Source organism: Mycobacterium sp. IDUB_24 (assembly GCF_055419385.1).
The window spans coordinates 548,389-562,849 of record NZ_JBVAXO010000003.1 but is presented as its reverse complement, the minus strand read 5'-3'; the positions used below and the strand labels follow the sequence as shown (position 1 = coordinate 562,849).

General features: G+C 65.8%; 15 protein-coding genes and 2 tRNA genes. 13 read left to right on the top strand and 4 right to left on the bottom strand.

Translation table 11 applies throughout. From position 1 onward, the window contains the following. The first annotated feature begins 52 nt into the window (after positions 1–52). From ACZYZF_RS15145 to ACZYZF_RS15120, 6 genes are read left to right on the top strand one after another with little or no spacing between them, the layout of a single operon-like run. A complete protein-coding gene (locus ACZYZF_RS15145; protein WP_463747549.1) occupies positions 53–1,450 on the top strand; it encodes a purine-cytosine permease family protein in 1,398 nt (465 codons plus the stop codon). Then, on the top strand, positions 1,447–1,887 hold the full coding sequence (locus ACZYZF_RS15140) for a nucleoside deaminase (protein ID WP_055115642.1): 441 nt from the start codon (positions 1,447–1,449) through the stop codon (positions 1,885–1,887). Before ACZYZF_RS15145 ends, ACZYZF_RS15140 begins: the two co-directional genes overlap by 4 nt. Continuing rightward, positions 1,884–2,843: an isopenicillin N synthase family dioxygenase gene (locus ACZYZF_RS15135; RefSeq protein ID WP_463836146.1), complete on the top strand. Its 960-nt coding sequence runs from the start codon at positions 1,884–1,886 to the stop codon at positions 2,841–2,843. Before ACZYZF_RS15140 ends, ACZYZF_RS15135 begins: the two co-directional genes overlap by 4 nt. A gap of 37 nt (positions 2,844–2,880) precedes the next feature. Next, the gene (locus tag ACZYZF_RS15130) at positions 2,881–3,360 is read left to right on the top strand and encodes a ribose-5-phosphate isomerase (protein ID WP_463747551.1); all 480 of its coding nucleotides are present in this window, start codon (positions 2,881–2,883) and stop codon (positions 3,358–3,360) included. A 3-nt stretch (positions 3,361–3,363) separates the two neighbouring features. Next, a complete protein-coding gene (locus ACZYZF_RS15125; protein WP_463836145.1) occupies positions 3,364–4,158 on the top strand; it encodes an Fpg/Nei family DNA glycosylase in 795 nt (264 codons plus the stop codon). Between the two features lie 37 nt (positions 4,159–4,195). Next, positions 4,196–5,881, top strand: coding sequence for a cation:proton antiporter (locus ACZYZF_RS15120; protein WP_463836144.1), 1,686 nt, complete (start codon positions 4,196–4,198; stop codon positions 5,879–5,881). A 25-nt stretch (positions 5,882–5,906) separates the two neighbouring features. On the opposite strand, the gene ACZYZF_RS15115 is transcribed toward ACZYZF_RS15120, so the two are convergent. The 3 genes from ACZYZF_RS15115 to ACZYZF_RS15105 form a co-directional block, all read right to left on the bottom strand. Then, positions 5,907–6,734, bottom strand: a complete 828-nt coding sequence (locus ACZYZF_RS15115) for a DUF1542 domain-containing protein (RefSeq protein ID WP_463836143.1) — start codon at positions 6,732–6,734, stop codon at positions 5,907–5,909. A gap of 51 nt (positions 6,735–6,785) precedes the next feature. After that, positions 6,786–7,967 (bottom strand): serine hydrolase domain-containing protein, encoded by a 1,182-nt coding sequence (locus tag ACZYZF_RS15110; RefSeq protein WP_463747555.1) that lies wholly within the window; start codon positions 7,965–7,967, stop codon positions 6,786–6,788. 429 nt (positions 7,968–8,396) lie between these two features. Beyond that, a complete protein-coding gene (locus ACZYZF_RS15105; protein ID WP_039380771.1) occupies positions 8,397–8,678 on the bottom strand; it encodes a GlsB/YeaQ/YmgE family stress response membrane protein in 282 nt (93 codons plus the stop codon). A 238-nt stretch (positions 8,679–8,916) separates the two neighbouring features. Between ACZYZF_RS15105 and ACZYZF_RS15100 the strand changes: the two genes are divergently transcribed. After that, positions 8,917–9,063, top strand: a complete 147-nt coding sequence (locus ACZYZF_RS15100; protein ID WP_088304406.1) for a hypothetical protein — start codon at positions 8,917–8,919, stop codon at positions 9,061–9,063. After that, positions 9,056–9,589 (top strand): MBOE_33420 family protein, encoded by a 534-nt coding sequence (locus ACZYZF_RS15095; protein WP_463747556.1) that lies wholly within the window; start codon positions 9,056–9,058, stop codon positions 9,587–9,589. Before ACZYZF_RS15100 ends, ACZYZF_RS15095 begins: the two co-directional genes overlap by 8 nt. A gap of 46 nt (positions 9,590–9,635) precedes the next feature. Here the strand turns inward: ACZYZF_RS15095 and ACZYZF_RS15090 are convergent. Then, positions 9,636–9,709, bottom strand: a tRNA-Gly gene (locus ACZYZF_RS15090). A gap of 123 nt (positions 9,710–9,832) precedes the next feature. Between ACZYZF_RS15090 and ACZYZF_RS15085 the strand changes: the two genes are divergently transcribed. From ACZYZF_RS15085 to clpX, 5 genes are all read left to right on the top strand, one after another. Next, positions 9,833–9,906, top strand: a tRNA-Pro gene (locus ACZYZF_RS15085). Between the two features lie 41 nt (positions 9,907–9,947). Continuing rightward, positions 9,948–11,375 (top strand): trigger factor, encoded by a 1,428-nt coding sequence (gene tig / locus ACZYZF_RS15080; protein WP_463747557.1) that lies wholly within the window; start codon positions 9,948–9,950, stop codon positions 11,373–11,375. A 121-nt stretch (positions 11,376–11,496) separates the two neighbouring features. Continuing rightward, the gene (locus ACZYZF_RS15075) at positions 11,497–12,099 is read left to right on the top strand and encodes an ATP-dependent Clp protease proteolytic subunit (RefSeq protein ID WP_029109764.1); all 603 of its coding nucleotides are present in this window, start codon (positions 11,497–11,499) and stop codon (positions 12,097–12,099) included. Continuing rightward, complete coding sequence (gene clpP2 / locus ACZYZF_RS15070) at positions 12,096–12,740, top strand: ATP-dependent CLP protease proteolytic subunit ClpP2 (protein WP_166905455.1); 645 nt, start codon at positions 12,096–12,098, stop codon at positions 12,738–12,740. The genes ACZYZF_RS15075 and clpP2 overlap by 4 nt, the downstream gene beginning before the upstream one ends. Positions 12,741–13,147: 407 nt before the next feature. Continuing rightward, positions 13,148–14,428, top strand: coding sequence for an ATP-dependent Clp protease ATP-binding subunit ClpX (gene clpX / locus ACZYZF_RS15065; protein WP_463747558.1), 1,281 nt, complete (start codon positions 13,148–13,150; stop codon positions 14,426–14,428). The last annotated feature ends 33 nt before the right edge of the window (positions 14,429–14,461 follow it).

Here is a 14,461-nt window from a genome sequence, read left to right as displayed (position 1 = left end):
AAAAATCGCGATTCCGGTTGCGTAACACCGCGGCTCACGCCACGGTGTACGGATGACAGCGGCCGAGCCCAGTACCGACGGTTCCTACCGCGACAGGATCGCCGCTGTCGAGCCGGGAGGTAACGAGCACATCGCCGAGGCCGACCGGCACGGCAAGCCCAGCCAGTTGTTCTGGACCTGGACCTCGCCGAACCTGGAATTCGCCACGATCTTCCTGGGCGTGCTGGCGGTCTCCGTCTACGGAATGACCTTCTGGCAGGCGGTGGCAGGCCTGGCGCTCGGTACCGGTCTCGGCGCGCTCGCGCATTACTTCCTGTCCAAGCGCGGGCCACTGCACGGAGTGCCGCAGATGGTGTTGGGCCGGCTGGCGTTCGGCTTCAAGGGCAACGCCGTGCCCTCACTGTTGATGACGGTGACCGCCGGCATCGGCTGGTTCGCCACCAACAGCGTCAGCGGCGCGTTCGCACTCTCTACCCTGTTCGGTGTCGCACCGGTGCTGGCCCTGGTGTTCGTCGTCGTGGTGCAGACCACGCTGGCGGTATTCGGGCACAACCTGGTGCAGGCTTTCGAGCGGTGGGCGTTCCCGGTCCTCGCGGTGATCTTCGCGATCACCTCGGTGGTGATCCTGAGCAAGGCCGATCTGGGCGCTCCGGCGGTCACCGGCGGTGTCGGCGGTATGGGTGGTTTTCTGCTCACCGTGGGTACCGCGTTCGGCTACGTCGCGGGCTGGGCGCCGTACGCGGCTGACTACACCCGGTACCTGCCGCGGTCAGCGGCCGGCCCGCGCACCGGATTCTTCGCTGCCGCAGGGCTGTTCGTGTCCTGCATGCTGTTGCAGACGGTGGGTGCGGCCTCGGTGACCATCGGCCCGGCGGTCTCGGACAATCCCACCACTGCATTCACTTCGGAGCTGGCCCCGTGGCTGGCGAGCCTGACCCTGCTCGCGATCGCGATCGGGGCCGTCGCCGCCAACGCAATCAACATCTATTCGGGCGCAATGGCTTTCGTGACCATCGGGATCAAGCTGCCGCACCACATCGCAAGGGCACTGGCGACCGCGTTCTTCGGGGTCGTCGGATTTCTCATCGCCCGGTGGGCGCTGGCCGACGCCGCGGCGAGTTACGAGGCTTTCCTGCTGATCATCGCGTACTGGATCGGGCCGTGGCTCGGCGTGGTGTTCGCCGACGAATATCTCCGCGGCGACGCACCCGTCGCGCAGTTCCTCTACGACCGGTCCTATACCAACTGGCCCGGCCTGGCGTCGTTCCTGCTCGGCCTCGTGGTGTCGGTGACGCTGTTCGGCAACCAGACGAAGTTCGTTGGCTACATCGCGCGTGAGTTGCCGCAGTTGGGCGACATCACGTTCTTCGTCGGGTTCCTCATTGCCGGTGCCGGCTACCTGGTGTTGTGCCGATCCAAGCTGACCGCGGAACGAAAGGTGCCGGCATGACCCCGGAACAGATGCTCGACGTCGCCGTCGAGGAAGCGCGAAAAGGGTTGGCCGAAGGCGGTATTCCGATCGGCGCCGCACTGTTCGGTTCGGACGGCACCCTACTGGGTGCCGGGCACAACCGGCGGGTGCAAAACGACGACCCGTCGATCCACGCCGAGACCGACGCCTTCCGGGCTGCCGGGCGTCAGCGCGGCTACCGGTCGACGATCATGGTGACGACGCTCTCGCCGTGCTGGTACTGCAGCGGGCTGGTGCGTCAGTTCAACATCGGCGCCTTGGTGATCGGGGAGAGCCGAACCTTCACCGGTGGTCATGACTGGCTGGCCGAGCACGGAGTGGCGGTTACCCTGCTCGACGACGAACGCTGCGTGGCAATGATGGAGGACTTCATCGCCGAGCGGCCGGATCTGTGGGCGGAGGACATCGGCGAATGAGCGCCATCGCAACTGTGGACATGTCCCGCTGGTACGCCGGTGGGGCCGAGGCCGACGCGGTCGCCGCCGAGGTCGACGCCGGGCTGCAGCGTGCTGGGTTCATCGTCGTCACCGGCCACGGTGTCGACACCGACCTGGCGGTCAAGGTCCGCGCGGCCAGTCGGGAGTTCTTCGCGCTGTCCCACGAGGTCAAGGAGCGCTACTCGGTGCCGGTCGGCGGTCACGGCTGGATCGGGCCGGGAGCCGAGGCCAATGGCTACGCCGAGGGCACCGAGACCCCACCTGATCTCAAGGAGAGCTACAGCCTGGGCGCCGAGACCGCGACCGGCGACATCGACGTCGACCGCATCTGGTTCGCCCCCAACGTGTGGCCGGCCGAGGTTCCCGCGCTGCAGTCGTTGGTGGACGAGTACACCGCCGCCATGCGGAAGGTCTCTGACGACCTGCTGGCGCTGTTCGCCCACGCCCTCGGACTGGCGGTCAATCCCTTTGTCGCGCTGGCAGACCGGCCGACGTGGACCATGAACATCAATCACTATCCGCCGGTCAGCGTGGTGGGTGAGCCGGAGGCGGGCCAGTTCCGCATCGGTCCGCACACCGACTTCGGCACCGTGACGGTCCTGGACCGCGAGCCGGGTGCGGGCGGGTTGCAGGTCTACTCGGAGCAGGAGGGCTGGGAGGACGCGCCGTGGGAACCAGGATCTCTCACGGTCAACATCGGCGACCTGCTGGAGTACTGGAGCGGCCGGCGTTGGCCCTCGGGCCGGCACCGCGTGCTGCCGCCGCAGCCGCACGCCCCCGAAGAAGACCTGGTCTCGTTGATCTACTTCTACGAGGCCAACCACGACGCACTCGTCACCCCGCTGGAGGCACCCATCGGCAAGGTCGCGGGCTTGGAACCGGTGACGTCATCGGCGTTCATCAAGGAACGCCTCGACGCCATCACCATCGGGTAGCTCGGGGCGGGTCGCGTCGTCTGAGAGAATGACCGGCATGCGCGTCTACATCGGTGCCGACCACGCCGGATTCGAGTTCAAGCAGACCATCATCGAGCACCTCAAGAAGACCGGCCACGAGCCGATCGACTGCGGTGCCTACGCCTACGACGCCGATGACGACTACCCGGCGTTCTGCATCGACGCGGCGGTCAAGACAGTCGCGGACCCGGACAGCCTCGGCATCGTGTTGGGCGGTTCGGGCAACGGTGAGCAGATCGCCGCGAACAAAGTGCCCGGCGCCCGCTGTGCCCTGACCTGGAGCGTCGAGACCGCCAAGCTGGCCCGCGAGCACAACAACGCGCAGCTGATGGGCCTGGGCGGACGCATGCACACCGAGGAGGAGGCACTGGCCATCGTCGACGCGTTCCTGTCGACGCCGTGGTCGGAGGCCGAGCGGCACCAGCGCCGCATCGACATCCTCGCCGAGTACGAGAAGGACCACGTAGCCCCGCCGGTTCCCGGCGCGCCTGCCTGACCCATGCCCGAAGGGCACACCCTGCACCGGCTGGCCCGGCTGCACCAGAAGCGGTTCGGCCGGGCACCAGTGGTGGTGTCCAGCCCGCAGGGGCGGTTCGCCGACGGTGCGGCCGCGGTCAACGGCCAGGTGTTCAAACAGGCCGACGCCTGGGGCAAACACCTGTTCCACCACTACGACGGTGGCCGGGTGGTGCACATTCACCTCGGCCTGTACGGGACGTTCACCGAAGCTCCCGTCCCGCTGGGGTTGCCGGTCGGTCAGGTGCGGATGCGGATCGTGGGTGCCGGTTACGGCACCGACCTGCGCGGGCCGACCGTGTGTGAGGTGATCGCCGAGCCCGAGATCGCCGACGTGGTAGGCCGTCTCGGTCCCGACCCACTGCGCAAGGATGCCGACCCCGCGTTGGCCTGGGCGCGAATCAGCAAGTCGCGTAGAACAATCGGCGCGCTGCTGATGGACCAGTCGGTAATCGCCGGCGTCGGCAACGTATACCGCAGCGAGCTGCTGTTCCGTCACCACATCGATCCCTACCGGCCCGGCACCCACCTGGGGCAGACCGAATTCAGCGACATGTGGACCGATCTCGTCGAGCTGATGAAGGTCGGCGTACGTCGGGGCAAGATCGTCGTCGTCCGCCCCGAGCACGATCACGGGGCGCCGGCCTACGGTCCCGGCCGGCCCCGCACCTACGTGTATCGGCGCGCGGGGGAGGCCTGCCGGGTGTGTGGAACCCCTGTGCGCACCGCCGAATTGGAGGCACGCAACCTGTTCTGGTGCCCGACCTGCCAGGTGTGAGTGCGCGGCCTCGGCGTGGACACGGGACAATCTCGGAGTGGAATTGATCCTCGTCGTCGTCGGAGCCATTCTCGTCACAGCAATCGCACATCGACGCGGGATGGAACCCGCCCTGATCATCGTGGTGATCGGTAGCGCGGTCTCGTTCCTTCCCGGGTTCGAACCGCCTGAACTCGATTCGCACATTCTGTTGACGGTGGTGCTGCCGCCGCTGCTGTACTCGGCGGCGCTGAACTTCTCCTTCCCGACGTTCTTCCGCAACATCCGTCCGATCCTGGGACTTGGCGTAGGCCTGGTCGTGGTGACGGCTTTCGCGGTGGCAGCGGTGTCGTCGTGGCTGGTGCTCGTGCCGTTGACCTTCGGGCTGGCCCTGGTGCTGGGCGCGATCGTCGCACCGCCCGACGCGGTCACCGCCGTCGCGGTGGGCCGCAAGCTCGGGCTGCCCAAACGGGTGATGGCGATCCTCACCGGCGAGAGCCTGATCAACGACGCGGCCGCGCTGACGCTGTTCTCCATCGCGGTGGCACAGGTGGCGGGTAGCCACACCTTCATCGAGAACCCCCTCCTGCTGTTCGGCTACAGCGCCACCATCGGTCCACTGGTCGGGGCACTGCTGGGTTATGTGACGCTGTGGATTCGCAAGCACCTGGACAACCCGGGCCTGGAGACGGTGCAGGGACTGGTGGTCCCGTTCGCGGCGTTCATCACCGCCGAGGAGTTGCACGCCTCGGGCGTGCTGGCAGTGGTGGTCGCCGGTTTCGTGGTCGGCAACGGCGCGATGGGTGCGGGATACCAGACGCGGCTGCAGGAACGGTACGTATGGAGCTCGTTGGACGTTCTGCTTGAGGCATTCGTGTTCGCCTACATCGGACTGCATCTGCGCTTCGTACTGGAACATCTGAACGAAGCCCACGAGTCGCTGGCCGAAGTCGCCATCGCCTCGGCGATCGTGTTGGTGATCGTGCTGTTCATCCGCCCGCTGTCGGTGTTCCTGATGTTCGGCCGCAACAAGCTGTCCCGGCACGTGGAGAGCAAGTTCAGCGCGCCGGTTCCCGACGGCGCCGGAGGTGTGCTCAGCCGGCGCATACGAAAGCCCAAGGCGCACTGGCGCACTCTGATCGACCGTCGCTCGTTGAGTTGGCGAGAGAATCTCGTCGTGTCCTGGACAGGGATGCGCGGAGTGGTGACATTGGCAGCGGCGGCCGCGATCCCGGCCACCACCGCTTCCGGCGAACCGTTCCCGGAACGCGCCACCATCCAGGCCATCGCCTTCGTGGTGAGCGTGGGCACCCTGCTGATCCAGGGCTGGACCCTGCCGCTGCTGATCCGCCGGCTGAATCTGTCCCGGTTCTGCGACGACCACGCCGCCGACCGCGAAGAAGAACTCAAGGCCGAGCGAGTGGTGCACGAAGCGGCCGACGAGGTTCTCGACGCGTTCGAGGCAGATCCTCCCGACGGCTTGGATCCTCGTGTGGTGACCGAGATTCGCGCGGTGATCGCCCGGCATTCACAGGACGCCGACGAAATGCCCGATCCCGAGGCGCTCACCAAACGGGCCACGGTGTTCTCGGGCCTTTACCGCAATGTGCTTGCGGCCCAACGCGGGGCACTCATCGCCGAGCGTGACGAAGGCCGGATCGAAGACGAGGCGGTACGCGCCATGCTGGAGCGTCTGGATCTGCAGGAGGCCGGTGTGTCGTCGCGTCTGGAGAGCCGCCTCTAAAGCCCGAGCGTCTGCTCGGCAGGGGTCAGAAGCCCCCGAAATCACCACCGAAGTCGCCGAAGCCACCACCGTCGAAGCCGCCGCCATCCCAGCCGCTGGCATCCGTGCCGCCCCAGTCACCGCCGCCGTCGGCAGCGCCGGTGTCGCCACCGTCGAAGCCACCGGCGTCCTGGCCCGCGGCGAGACCGTCGGAATAGCCGTCGCCGTAACCGTTTTCGAAACCCTGTGCGCCGTAGCCGACTCCGTGCATGCCCGAGAACATCGCGTCGAACAGCAGTACCGAGCCCAGACCCCAGGCGCCGGCCACCAGGGCCGGCTTCCACCACGGTTCGGAGTACCAACCGGCGGGCACCGGGCGACCGGCCACCCGTCCGCCGGGGTAGTAGTTCGGAGTGCGCTGCGACGGGGTGGGGGAGGCCTCGATCTCGCGGCCCTCGAAGGCGATCCGACGGTCTTCGGTGACCTCGCCGGCCGAGCGCTGGCCGCTCAGCGACTCCAACTCGGGACCCGGATCCATGCCCATCGCGGTGCGGGCCGCGCGCACGTAATAGAGCCCCTCGATGGCGCTCTCCTTGGCCAGCGCGGCCTGCTTGGCCGTGGTGGCCTGATCGATCTGTGAGGACGCCGCGGTGTAGCGCTCGGAGGCGTCGGCCAGCGCCTGCTTGGACGCATCGTCCGAGCCGGTGAGGTTGAGCACCTGCCCGCCGAGACGCTCGATCAGCCGGCGCGCGTCAGCCTTGGCGTCGGCCAGCGACTCCGCGGATCGGCGGCCGTTGGCCTGCGACGAGCTGTACACAGCGAAGGCGATCGCGGCGATGACCAGGACGATGAGTACCAGCAAAACGCTGTTCATGGCGTCCAGCGTACCGACGGGAAACGGCGCTTCCGGGTTCGCGAAGCGAACTCAAATTACGCCGAGAGCGGAGTACACCTCGTTGGACAGCGCGACCGTGCGCGGATCGGCATTGCACTTGGTGGCGTCGAAATAGTTCATCACGTACGCGTAGCCGATTCGGTGCTCCAGATCGACGAAGGCGAACGAGCCACCCGACCCGCCGTGGCCGAAGATGCCGGTGTTCGGCCCGGACACACCGCGCTGGTTGAGCATGTAGCCCAAGCCCCAGCCGTGATCGGCCACCCGCGCGCCCAGCACCACGTCGACGTCGAATCCGCCCTGGGAGACCCGGCACCGCTCCATGTGCTCGCGGGTGAGCAGCTTCTCCTGGGCCAGCGCGTTGTAGAAGGTAGCCATGCCGAGTGCCGAGACGTGCCCGTTGGTGCTCGGAAACTCAGCCGCGCGCCAGGCGTCCAGGGCCTGCACACCCAACTCGTCATCGGGCACGAAGTCCATCGACACCGCCCAGCCGGCCATCGGATGGTCGTCGAGGGAGGCCGGCGGTTGGTTGACGTGGTTGTCGGCCAGCAGGCTGCGCACGGAGGGTTTGTTCACCATCTCCGCGCACCGGTGATGGTCCCAGGCGGGTAGGCCGATGTGGATGTCCGCGCCCAGCGGTTCGGCGATCTCGGTGCGCAGATACTGGCCGATGGTGCGGCCGGTGACCCGGCGCACCACCTCGCCGAGGATGAAGCCGAACGTCACGACCTGGTAGCCCTGGGCGCTGCCGGGCGGCCACCACGGTGTTGCGGCGGCGATCCGGGTGCATACCGCGTCCCAGTCGGTCACCTGCTGCCAGCCCATCGGCTCGCGCGGGCCGATCACACCAGAGCGGTGACCGAGCACCATCGCAATGGTGATGTTCTGCTTTCCGGCCTGGCCGAACTCGGGCCAATATCGGGCCACCGGCGCATCCAGGTCGATCTCACCGCGATCGGCCAACAGATGGATGCACGTGCTTGCCAGGCCCTTGGAACCGGAGTACACGCTGGCCAGGGTGTCCTGCTGCCACGGTCGGGTGCCTGCCGCGTCGGCCGATCCACCCCATAGGTTGACCACCAGATCGCCCTCGACCCAGACCGCGACAGCGGCGCCGACCTCATTGTGGTGGGCGAAGTTGTCCGCGAAGGCGTCGCGCACTCGGGCGAATTCCGGTGCGCACGTGCCTGCGATGGCGGTCAGTACGGGCATGCGACTCCTGCACAGGTGGGGCTTTACGGCAGCGGTGCGAGAACCTGCTCAGCGCGCGGCCATGTCATCTTCAAGATCGGTCAGTCAAACCCACCCGTTACTCACGGTAGGTGGGCCGCAACCGCGAAGCACCCCCGAAGTACGGATCGAAAACCATTCGAGACGGGGCCGTGATGATCGGGAGTGTCCTGCAGTTGTCGATCAGACGCCGCTCTGAGTGCTTTGGCCACCGTTTTCTGTGCCAGGGTCGTGCCTATGGCCGGGCGCGCGTCGTTTCCTACCTCAGGGTCGTGCCGCCGACCTGGCAACGACCATCCGGTAGAAATCGGCGGGCCAGGCCGGGGTGAACTTGTCCCGCGCCCGATGACCATGACGCAAAGGCGGCTCCGCCGACCGAGGGACACGATCGGCGGAGCTCAGGTTCCCTGCCTAGTGACCGACGGGCGTGCCGCGTCGGCCCGAAAGGCCGGTGTAGACCGCGATCAGCACGATCGCCACCACGACGCCAACGACGAACGGGATGATCTGGAACCCGCCGTTCGCGTTGCTGTATCCGAATGCGGAAGTGATCCAGGAGCCGAGCAGGGCACCGGCGATCCCGAGCAGGACAGTCATGAGTGTGCTCAAGTTCTGCCTACCGGGCATGATGAGTCGCGCAAGAACGCCGATAATCGCGCCGACGACGATTGCGCTGATAATTGCTCCGATCATCTCGCTGCCTTTCGTTCAAGCCGACTTCCTTTTCGTCGGTGTGATGTACACCACTCTCCTCCGAATTTGGCCTGTCCGCCCGCGCCGAGATGTAGTCGATACCCAGCAGCCGCCTACTCGTCGGTAAATCGCTCCCCGGCCCGGCCGCATGAGCGAGCAGCGCCGACATGTCCGCGATGGCCGATTGCCGGGCTCGAAACCGCACTTAGACCGCTATGACCGCGCGATAATCGGCCTCGTGTCCGTTGCGCTCTGGGTGCTTGCCGCGGTGTTCGCCATCGGAGCCGTTGCCGGTGGGTTGTTGCGGATTCGTGCCTGGCTCGCCAAGCCCGTGCCACCCGAAGTGATCGAGGCTGCGCACCGTGATGACGACAAAGATGACTAGTGCCGTGAGAAGCGCCCTCGTCGGTGCGTTCGCTGCGGGGACCGTATCGATCGGGTCTCCGGTCGCTCATGCGGATCGAGTCGAACCGCCGCCGCTGTACGGGCACTACAACCTGTACATCGACTTCTCGAAGCAGACGTTCAACGGAATGCCGACACCGATGAATCCGATTACGGTGCCTGTCGAATTCACCACCAGCTGTGCCGCGGATGGATGCGTTGCGCGCATGGACAACACGGGCGATCACGCTCGCAACCCAGGCGCTCCCGTGGCATATGAGTACCGATGGAACGGCGGACGTTGGGATACGAGCGGCGAGTATCCCTACTTCTGCGATCGCAGTGACCCGAGCAGCGCAGTGCAGGCCCGGCGCTCGGATTACTGGATCCCGAACGCCGACGGCAGCTTCTTCGGAGAGCGCACCCTGGTCACCGAAGGGGTCGGGTGCCCAGGTGAGGGACCAGGCACCCACTGGCTGCCGATAACGCTGATTCCCATAGATCCACCACCTGGGCCGGCGCAGTGATTCGGGGGTAGGCAAACAAAAAACCGCCCCAGCGGGGCGGTTCATGTGGAGCGGGCGACGGGAATCGAACCCGCGTAGCTAGTTTGGAAGACTAGGGCTCTACCATTGAGCTACGCCCGCATGTGCAGCATCAGCACTGTACCGGTGTGCCCCCGATCAAAGCCAATTGAATGCTCCGTGCCGTGAGCACGTAGTATCTCGCGTGGTCCGTTCGTGGGTTTTGCCGCAGCGGATCGACCACCACGGGGTGTAGCGCAGCTTGGTAGCGCATCCGCTTTGGGAGCGGAAGGCCGCAGGTTCAAATCCTGTCACCCCGACTCACCCGCCAGTGCGAAAGAACTATCTAGGAGCAGGAAGAGTGAAGAGCACAGTCGAGCAGTTGAGCCCCACCCGGGTTCGCATCAACGTGGAGGTGCCCTTCACCGAGCTTGAGCCCGATTTCGACCGCGCTTTCAAGGCGCTGGCCCAGCAGGTCCGCCTGCCCGGTTTCCGTCCGGGCAAGGCCCCGCGCAAGTTGTTGGAAGCCCGTGTCGGTCGCGGTGCGGTGCTGGAGCAGGTCGTCAACGACGCGCTGCCGAGCCGCTACAGCGAGGCCGTCACGGCCTCCGACGTCAAGCCGCTGGGTCAGCCCGAGATCGAGGTGACCAAGCTGGAGGACGGCCAGGAGCTGGCGTTCACCGCCGAGGTCGACGTGCGTCCCGAGATCACCCTGCCCGAGTTCGACTCACTCAAGATCACCGTCGATCCGATCGAGGTCGACGATGAGGCCGTCGACGCCGAGCTGCAGTCGCTGCGTGCCCGCTTCGGCACCCTGACCGGCGTCGACCGCGGTGCCGCCGAAGGCGATTTCGTCTCGATCGACCTGTCGGCCACCGTCGACGGCACCGAGGTGCCCGAGGCCGCCACCGAAGGCCTGTCGCACGAGGTCGGTTCCGGTCAGCTGATCGAGGGCCTCGACGATGCGATCACCGGTCTGAAGGCCGGCGAGTCCAAGGTCTTCACCACGAAGCTGGCCGCCGGTGAGTTTGCCGGCAAGGACGCCGAGGTGACGGTGACCGTGAAGTCGGTCAAGGAGCGCGAGCTGCCCGAGGCCGACGACGACTTCGCCCAGCTGGCAAGCGAATTCGACACCATCGGCGAGCTCAAGGAGAGCCTCACCGACCAGGTTCGCCGGGTCAAGAGCGTGCAGCAGGCCGAGCAGATCCGCGACAAGGCCATCGAGACGCTGCTGGAGCAGACCGAGGTTCCGTTGCCGGAGAAGATCGTTCAGGCCCAGATCGACGACGCCCTGCACAACGCGATCCACGGTCTCGAGCACGACGAAGACAAGTTCGCCGAGCAGCTGACCGAACAGGGCAGCAGCCGTGAGGAATTCGACGCCGACAACAAGTCGAATGCCGAGAAGGCCGTCAAGACGCAGCTGTTGATGGATGCCGTCGCCGACAAGCTCGACATCCAGGTCGGCCAGAACGATCTCACCGAGCGTCTGGTGCTGATGTCGCGTCAGTACGGCATCGAGCCCCAGCAGCTGATCCAGATCCTGCAGCAGAACAACCAGCTGCCGGCCATGTTCGCCGACGTGCGCCGCGGGCTGACGATCGCCGCTGTCGTGCACGCCGCCACCGTCACCGACACCGACGGCACCGTGATCGATACGACGGAGTTCTTCGGACCGGCTGAGGCGGCGCAGGGCGAGGGTGCCGACGACGCGCCTGCCGATGACGCGTCTGCCGAGGAGTCCGACGAAAAGGCCGCCGACGAAAAGGCCACCGACGCCGCCGAGTGACGCTGTGAGCGAACGCGCCCCCGTACGGGAGTGCGTGGGGCCGCAGTTTCGTTAGTGTCGTCGTAGTGCCAATGCGTTTACCGAAGACGTAGAAGAAAGCAGGTATCCAGTCGTGACTGACATGCGTTCGAACGGGAGCGGGTTCAGCCTCGTCGACTCCGTCTATGAGCGCTTGCTTGCCGAGCGGATCATCTTCCTGGGGTCGCAAGTGGACGACGACATCGCCAACAAGCTGTGCGCGCAGATCCTGTTGCTGTCGGCGGAGGATCCCACCAAGGACATCCACCTGTACATCAACTCGCCCGGCGGCTCGATCAGCGCCGGCATGGCCATCTACGACACGATGGTCCTGGCGCCGTGCGACATCGCCACCTACGCGATGGGCATGGCGGCTTCGATGGGTGAATTCCTGCTGGCCGCCGGCACCAAGGGCAAGCGTTACGCCCTGCCGCACGCCCGGATCCTGATGCATCAGCCATTGGGTGGTGTCACCGGTAGCGCCGCGGACATCGCGATCCAGGCCGAGCAGTTTGCGGTCATCAAGAAGGAAATGTTCCGGCTCAACGCCGAGTTCACCGGACAGACGATGGAGCGCATCGAGGCCGACTCCGACCGCGACCGCTGGTTCACTGCGCCCGAAGCCCTGGAGTATGGGTTCGTCGACCACATCATCACCAGCGCCAACGTCAACGGCACCGGACCGGGAGCAGGACTAGACAAATGACCGACCATACTGATCCCCGGCTTCAGCCGCAGGCCCGCTACATCCTGCCGTCGTTCATCGAGCACAGCAGCTTCGGCGTCAAGGAATCCAACCCGTACAACAAGCTGTTCGAGGAACGCATCATCTTCCTCGGCGTGCAGGTGGACGACGCGTCGGCCAACGACATCATGGCCCAGCTGCTCGTGCTGGAGTCGCTGGATCCCGACCGTGACATCACCATGTACATCAACTCGCCCGGTGGCTCGTTCACCTCGTTGATGGCGATCTACGACACCATGCAGTACGTGCGCGCCGACATCCAGACCGTGTGCCTCGGGCAGGCCGCCTCGGCCGCCGCGGTGCTTCTGGCGGCCGGTACGCCCGGTAAGCGTCTGGCCCTGCCCAACGCCCGGGTGTTGATCCATCAGCCTTCGCTGGGCGGCGTGATCCAGGGCCAGTTCTCCGATCTGGAGATCCAGGCCGCCGAGATCGAGCGGATGCGCACCCTGATGGAGACCACGCTGGCCCGCCACACCGGAAAGGATCCGGAGCAGGTCCGCAAGGACACCGACCGGGACAAGATCCTCACCGCGGAGCAGGCCAAGGAATACGGGATCATCGACACGGTCCTCGAGTACCGCAAGCTGTCCGCTCAGGCCTAGCGGCACGACGGCGGTTCCAGCCCGATGACACACGCCCTGCCCGGTCACTCCCGGTGCGGGGCGTGCGTCGTCGAGGGACGACCTGGAAATCCCGCTGACCTGCATGCGCGCCGGGCCTTGGACGGCGTCGGTATCGTCGACCACGGTAAATGCCGCGTACGGACCACGTGTCACGGCTATTCGTCCGCGTTGCCCAACGACACGCCAAGGACACGGTCAGCGCGCCGACAGGTGACAAGCCGCCAGGAGAGATATGTTCTCCTGCACGTGAACAAATACCACCGGAGCGATTCGGCCTTATCGGTCGCACCGCGACGGAACGAACGGGTAGCGTCGGGTTTACGCCCGAGGTAACCGAGCAAGTGGCGTAACGACCGACCTGCGAACAGGAAGTAGGACCTCCCCATATGGCGCGCATCGGAGACGGCGGTGACCTGCTGAAGTGCTCGTTCTGCGGCAAGAGCCAAAAGCAAGTCAAGAAGCTCATTGCTGGTCCCGGCGTGTACATCTGCGATGAGTGCATCGATCTGTGCAACGAGATCATCGAGGAGGAACTCGCCGACGCTGACGACGTCAAGCTCGACGAGCTGCCCAAACCCGCGGAGATCCGGGATTTCCTCGAGGGCTATGTCATCGGGCAGGACACCGCGAAGCGGACGCTGGCCGTGGCGGTCTACAACCATTACAAGCGCATCCAGGCTCAGGAGAAGGCCCGCGATTCCCGGTCCGAACCGGTTGAGCTGACCAAGTCCAACATCCTGATGCTGGGCCCCACCGGCTGCGGCAAGACCTACCTGGCCCAGACGCTGGCCAAGATGCTGAATGTCCCGTTTGCAATAGCGGATGCGACGGCGCTGACCGAGGCCGGCTATGTGGGCGAGGACGTCGAGAACATTCTGCTCAAGCTGATTCAGGCCGCCGACTACGACGTCAAGCGCGCCGAGACCGGCATCATCTACATCGACGAGGTCGACAAGATCGCCCGCAAGAGCGAGAACCCGTCGATCACCCGTGATGTCTCCGGTGAGGGCGTGCAGCAGGCGCTGCTGAAGATCCTGGAAGGCACCCAGGCGTCGGTCCCGCCGCAGGGTGGCCGCAAGCACCCACACCAGGAATTCATCCAGATCGACACCACGAACGTGCTGTTCATCGTGGCCGGCGCGTTCGCAGGCCTGGAGAAGATCGTCTCGGACCGGGTCGGCAAGCGCGGACTGGGCTTCGGCGCCGAGGTGCGGTCCAAGGCCGAGATCGACACCCAGGATCACTTCGCCGAGGTGATGCCCGAGGATCTGATCAAGTTCGGTCTGATCCCGGAGTTCATCGGGCGCCTGCCGGTCGTGGCGTCGGTGACCAACCTGGACAAGGAGTCCTTGGTCAAGATCCTCTCCGAGCCGAAGAACGCTCTGGTGAAGCAGTACGTCCGGCTGTTCGAGATGGACGGCGTGGAGCTGGAATTCACCGAGGATGCACTCGAGTCCATCGCCGATCAGGCCATCCACCGTGGCACCGGAGCCCGCGGGTTGCGCGCCATCATGGAGGAAGTCCTGCTGCCGGTGATGTACGACATCCCCAGCCGCGACGACGTCGCCAAGGTGGTCGTCACCAAGGAGACCGTCGAGGACAACGTGCTGCCGACCATCGTGCCGCGTAAGCCGCCGCGTTCGGAGCGCCGCGACAAGACCGCCTGAGTCCTCTCGCGAACAGACGCAAAACTGCCCCTT

What these genes read in the sequence shown, in the direction of transcription:
- ACZYZF_RS15145 (WP_463747549.1), top strand. Translation starts at nt 53, where the DNA reads ATGACAGCGGCCGAGCCCAGTACCGACGGTTCCTACCGCGACAGGATC.
- ACZYZF_RS15140 (WP_055115642.1), top strand. Translation starts at nt 1,447, where the DNA reads ATGACCCCGGAACAGATGCTCGACGTCGCCGTCGAGGAAGCGCGAAAA.
- ACZYZF_RS15135 (WP_463836146.1), top strand. Translation starts at nt 1,884, where the DNA reads ATGAGCGCCATCGCAACTGTGGACATGTCCCGCTGGTACGCCGGTGGG.
- ACZYZF_RS15130 (WP_463747551.1), top strand. Translation starts at nt 2,881, where the DNA reads ATGCGCGTCTACATCGGTGCCGACCACGCCGGATTCGAGTTCAAGCAG.
- ACZYZF_RS15125 (WP_463836145.1), top strand. Translation starts at nt 3,364, where the DNA reads ATGCCCGAAGGGCACACCCTGCACCGGCTGGCCCGGCTGCACCAGAAG.
- ACZYZF_RS15115 (WP_463836143.1), bottom strand. Translation starts at nt 6,734, where the DNA reads ATGAACAGCGTTTTGCTGGTACTCATCGTCCTGGTCATCGCCGCGATC.
- ACZYZF_RS15110 (WP_463747555.1), bottom strand. Translation starts at nt 7,967, where the DNA reads ATGCCCGTACTGACCGCCATCGCAGGCACGTGCGCACCGGAATTCGCC.
- ACZYZF_RS15105 (WP_039380771.1), bottom strand. Translation starts at nt 8,678, where the DNA reads ATGATCGGAGCAATTATCAGCGCAATCGTCGTCGGCGCGATTATCGGC.
- ACZYZF_RS15095 (WP_463747556.1), top strand. Translation starts at nt 9,056, where the DNA reads ATGACTAGTGCCGTGAGAAGCGCCCTCGTCGGTGCGTTCGCTGCGGGG.
- ACZYZF_RS15075 (WP_029109764.1), top strand. Translation starts at nt 11,497, where the DNA reads ATGCGTTCGAACGGGAGCGGGTTCAGCCTCGTCGACTCCGTCTATGAG.
- clpP2 (WP_166905455.1), top strand. Translation starts at nt 12,096, where the DNA reads ATGACCGACCATACTGATCCCCGGCTTCAGCCGCAGGCCCGCTACATC.
- clpX (WP_463747558.1), top strand. Translation starts at nt 13,148, where the DNA reads ATGGCGCGCATCGGAGACGGCGGTGACCTGCTGAAGTGCTCGTTCTGC.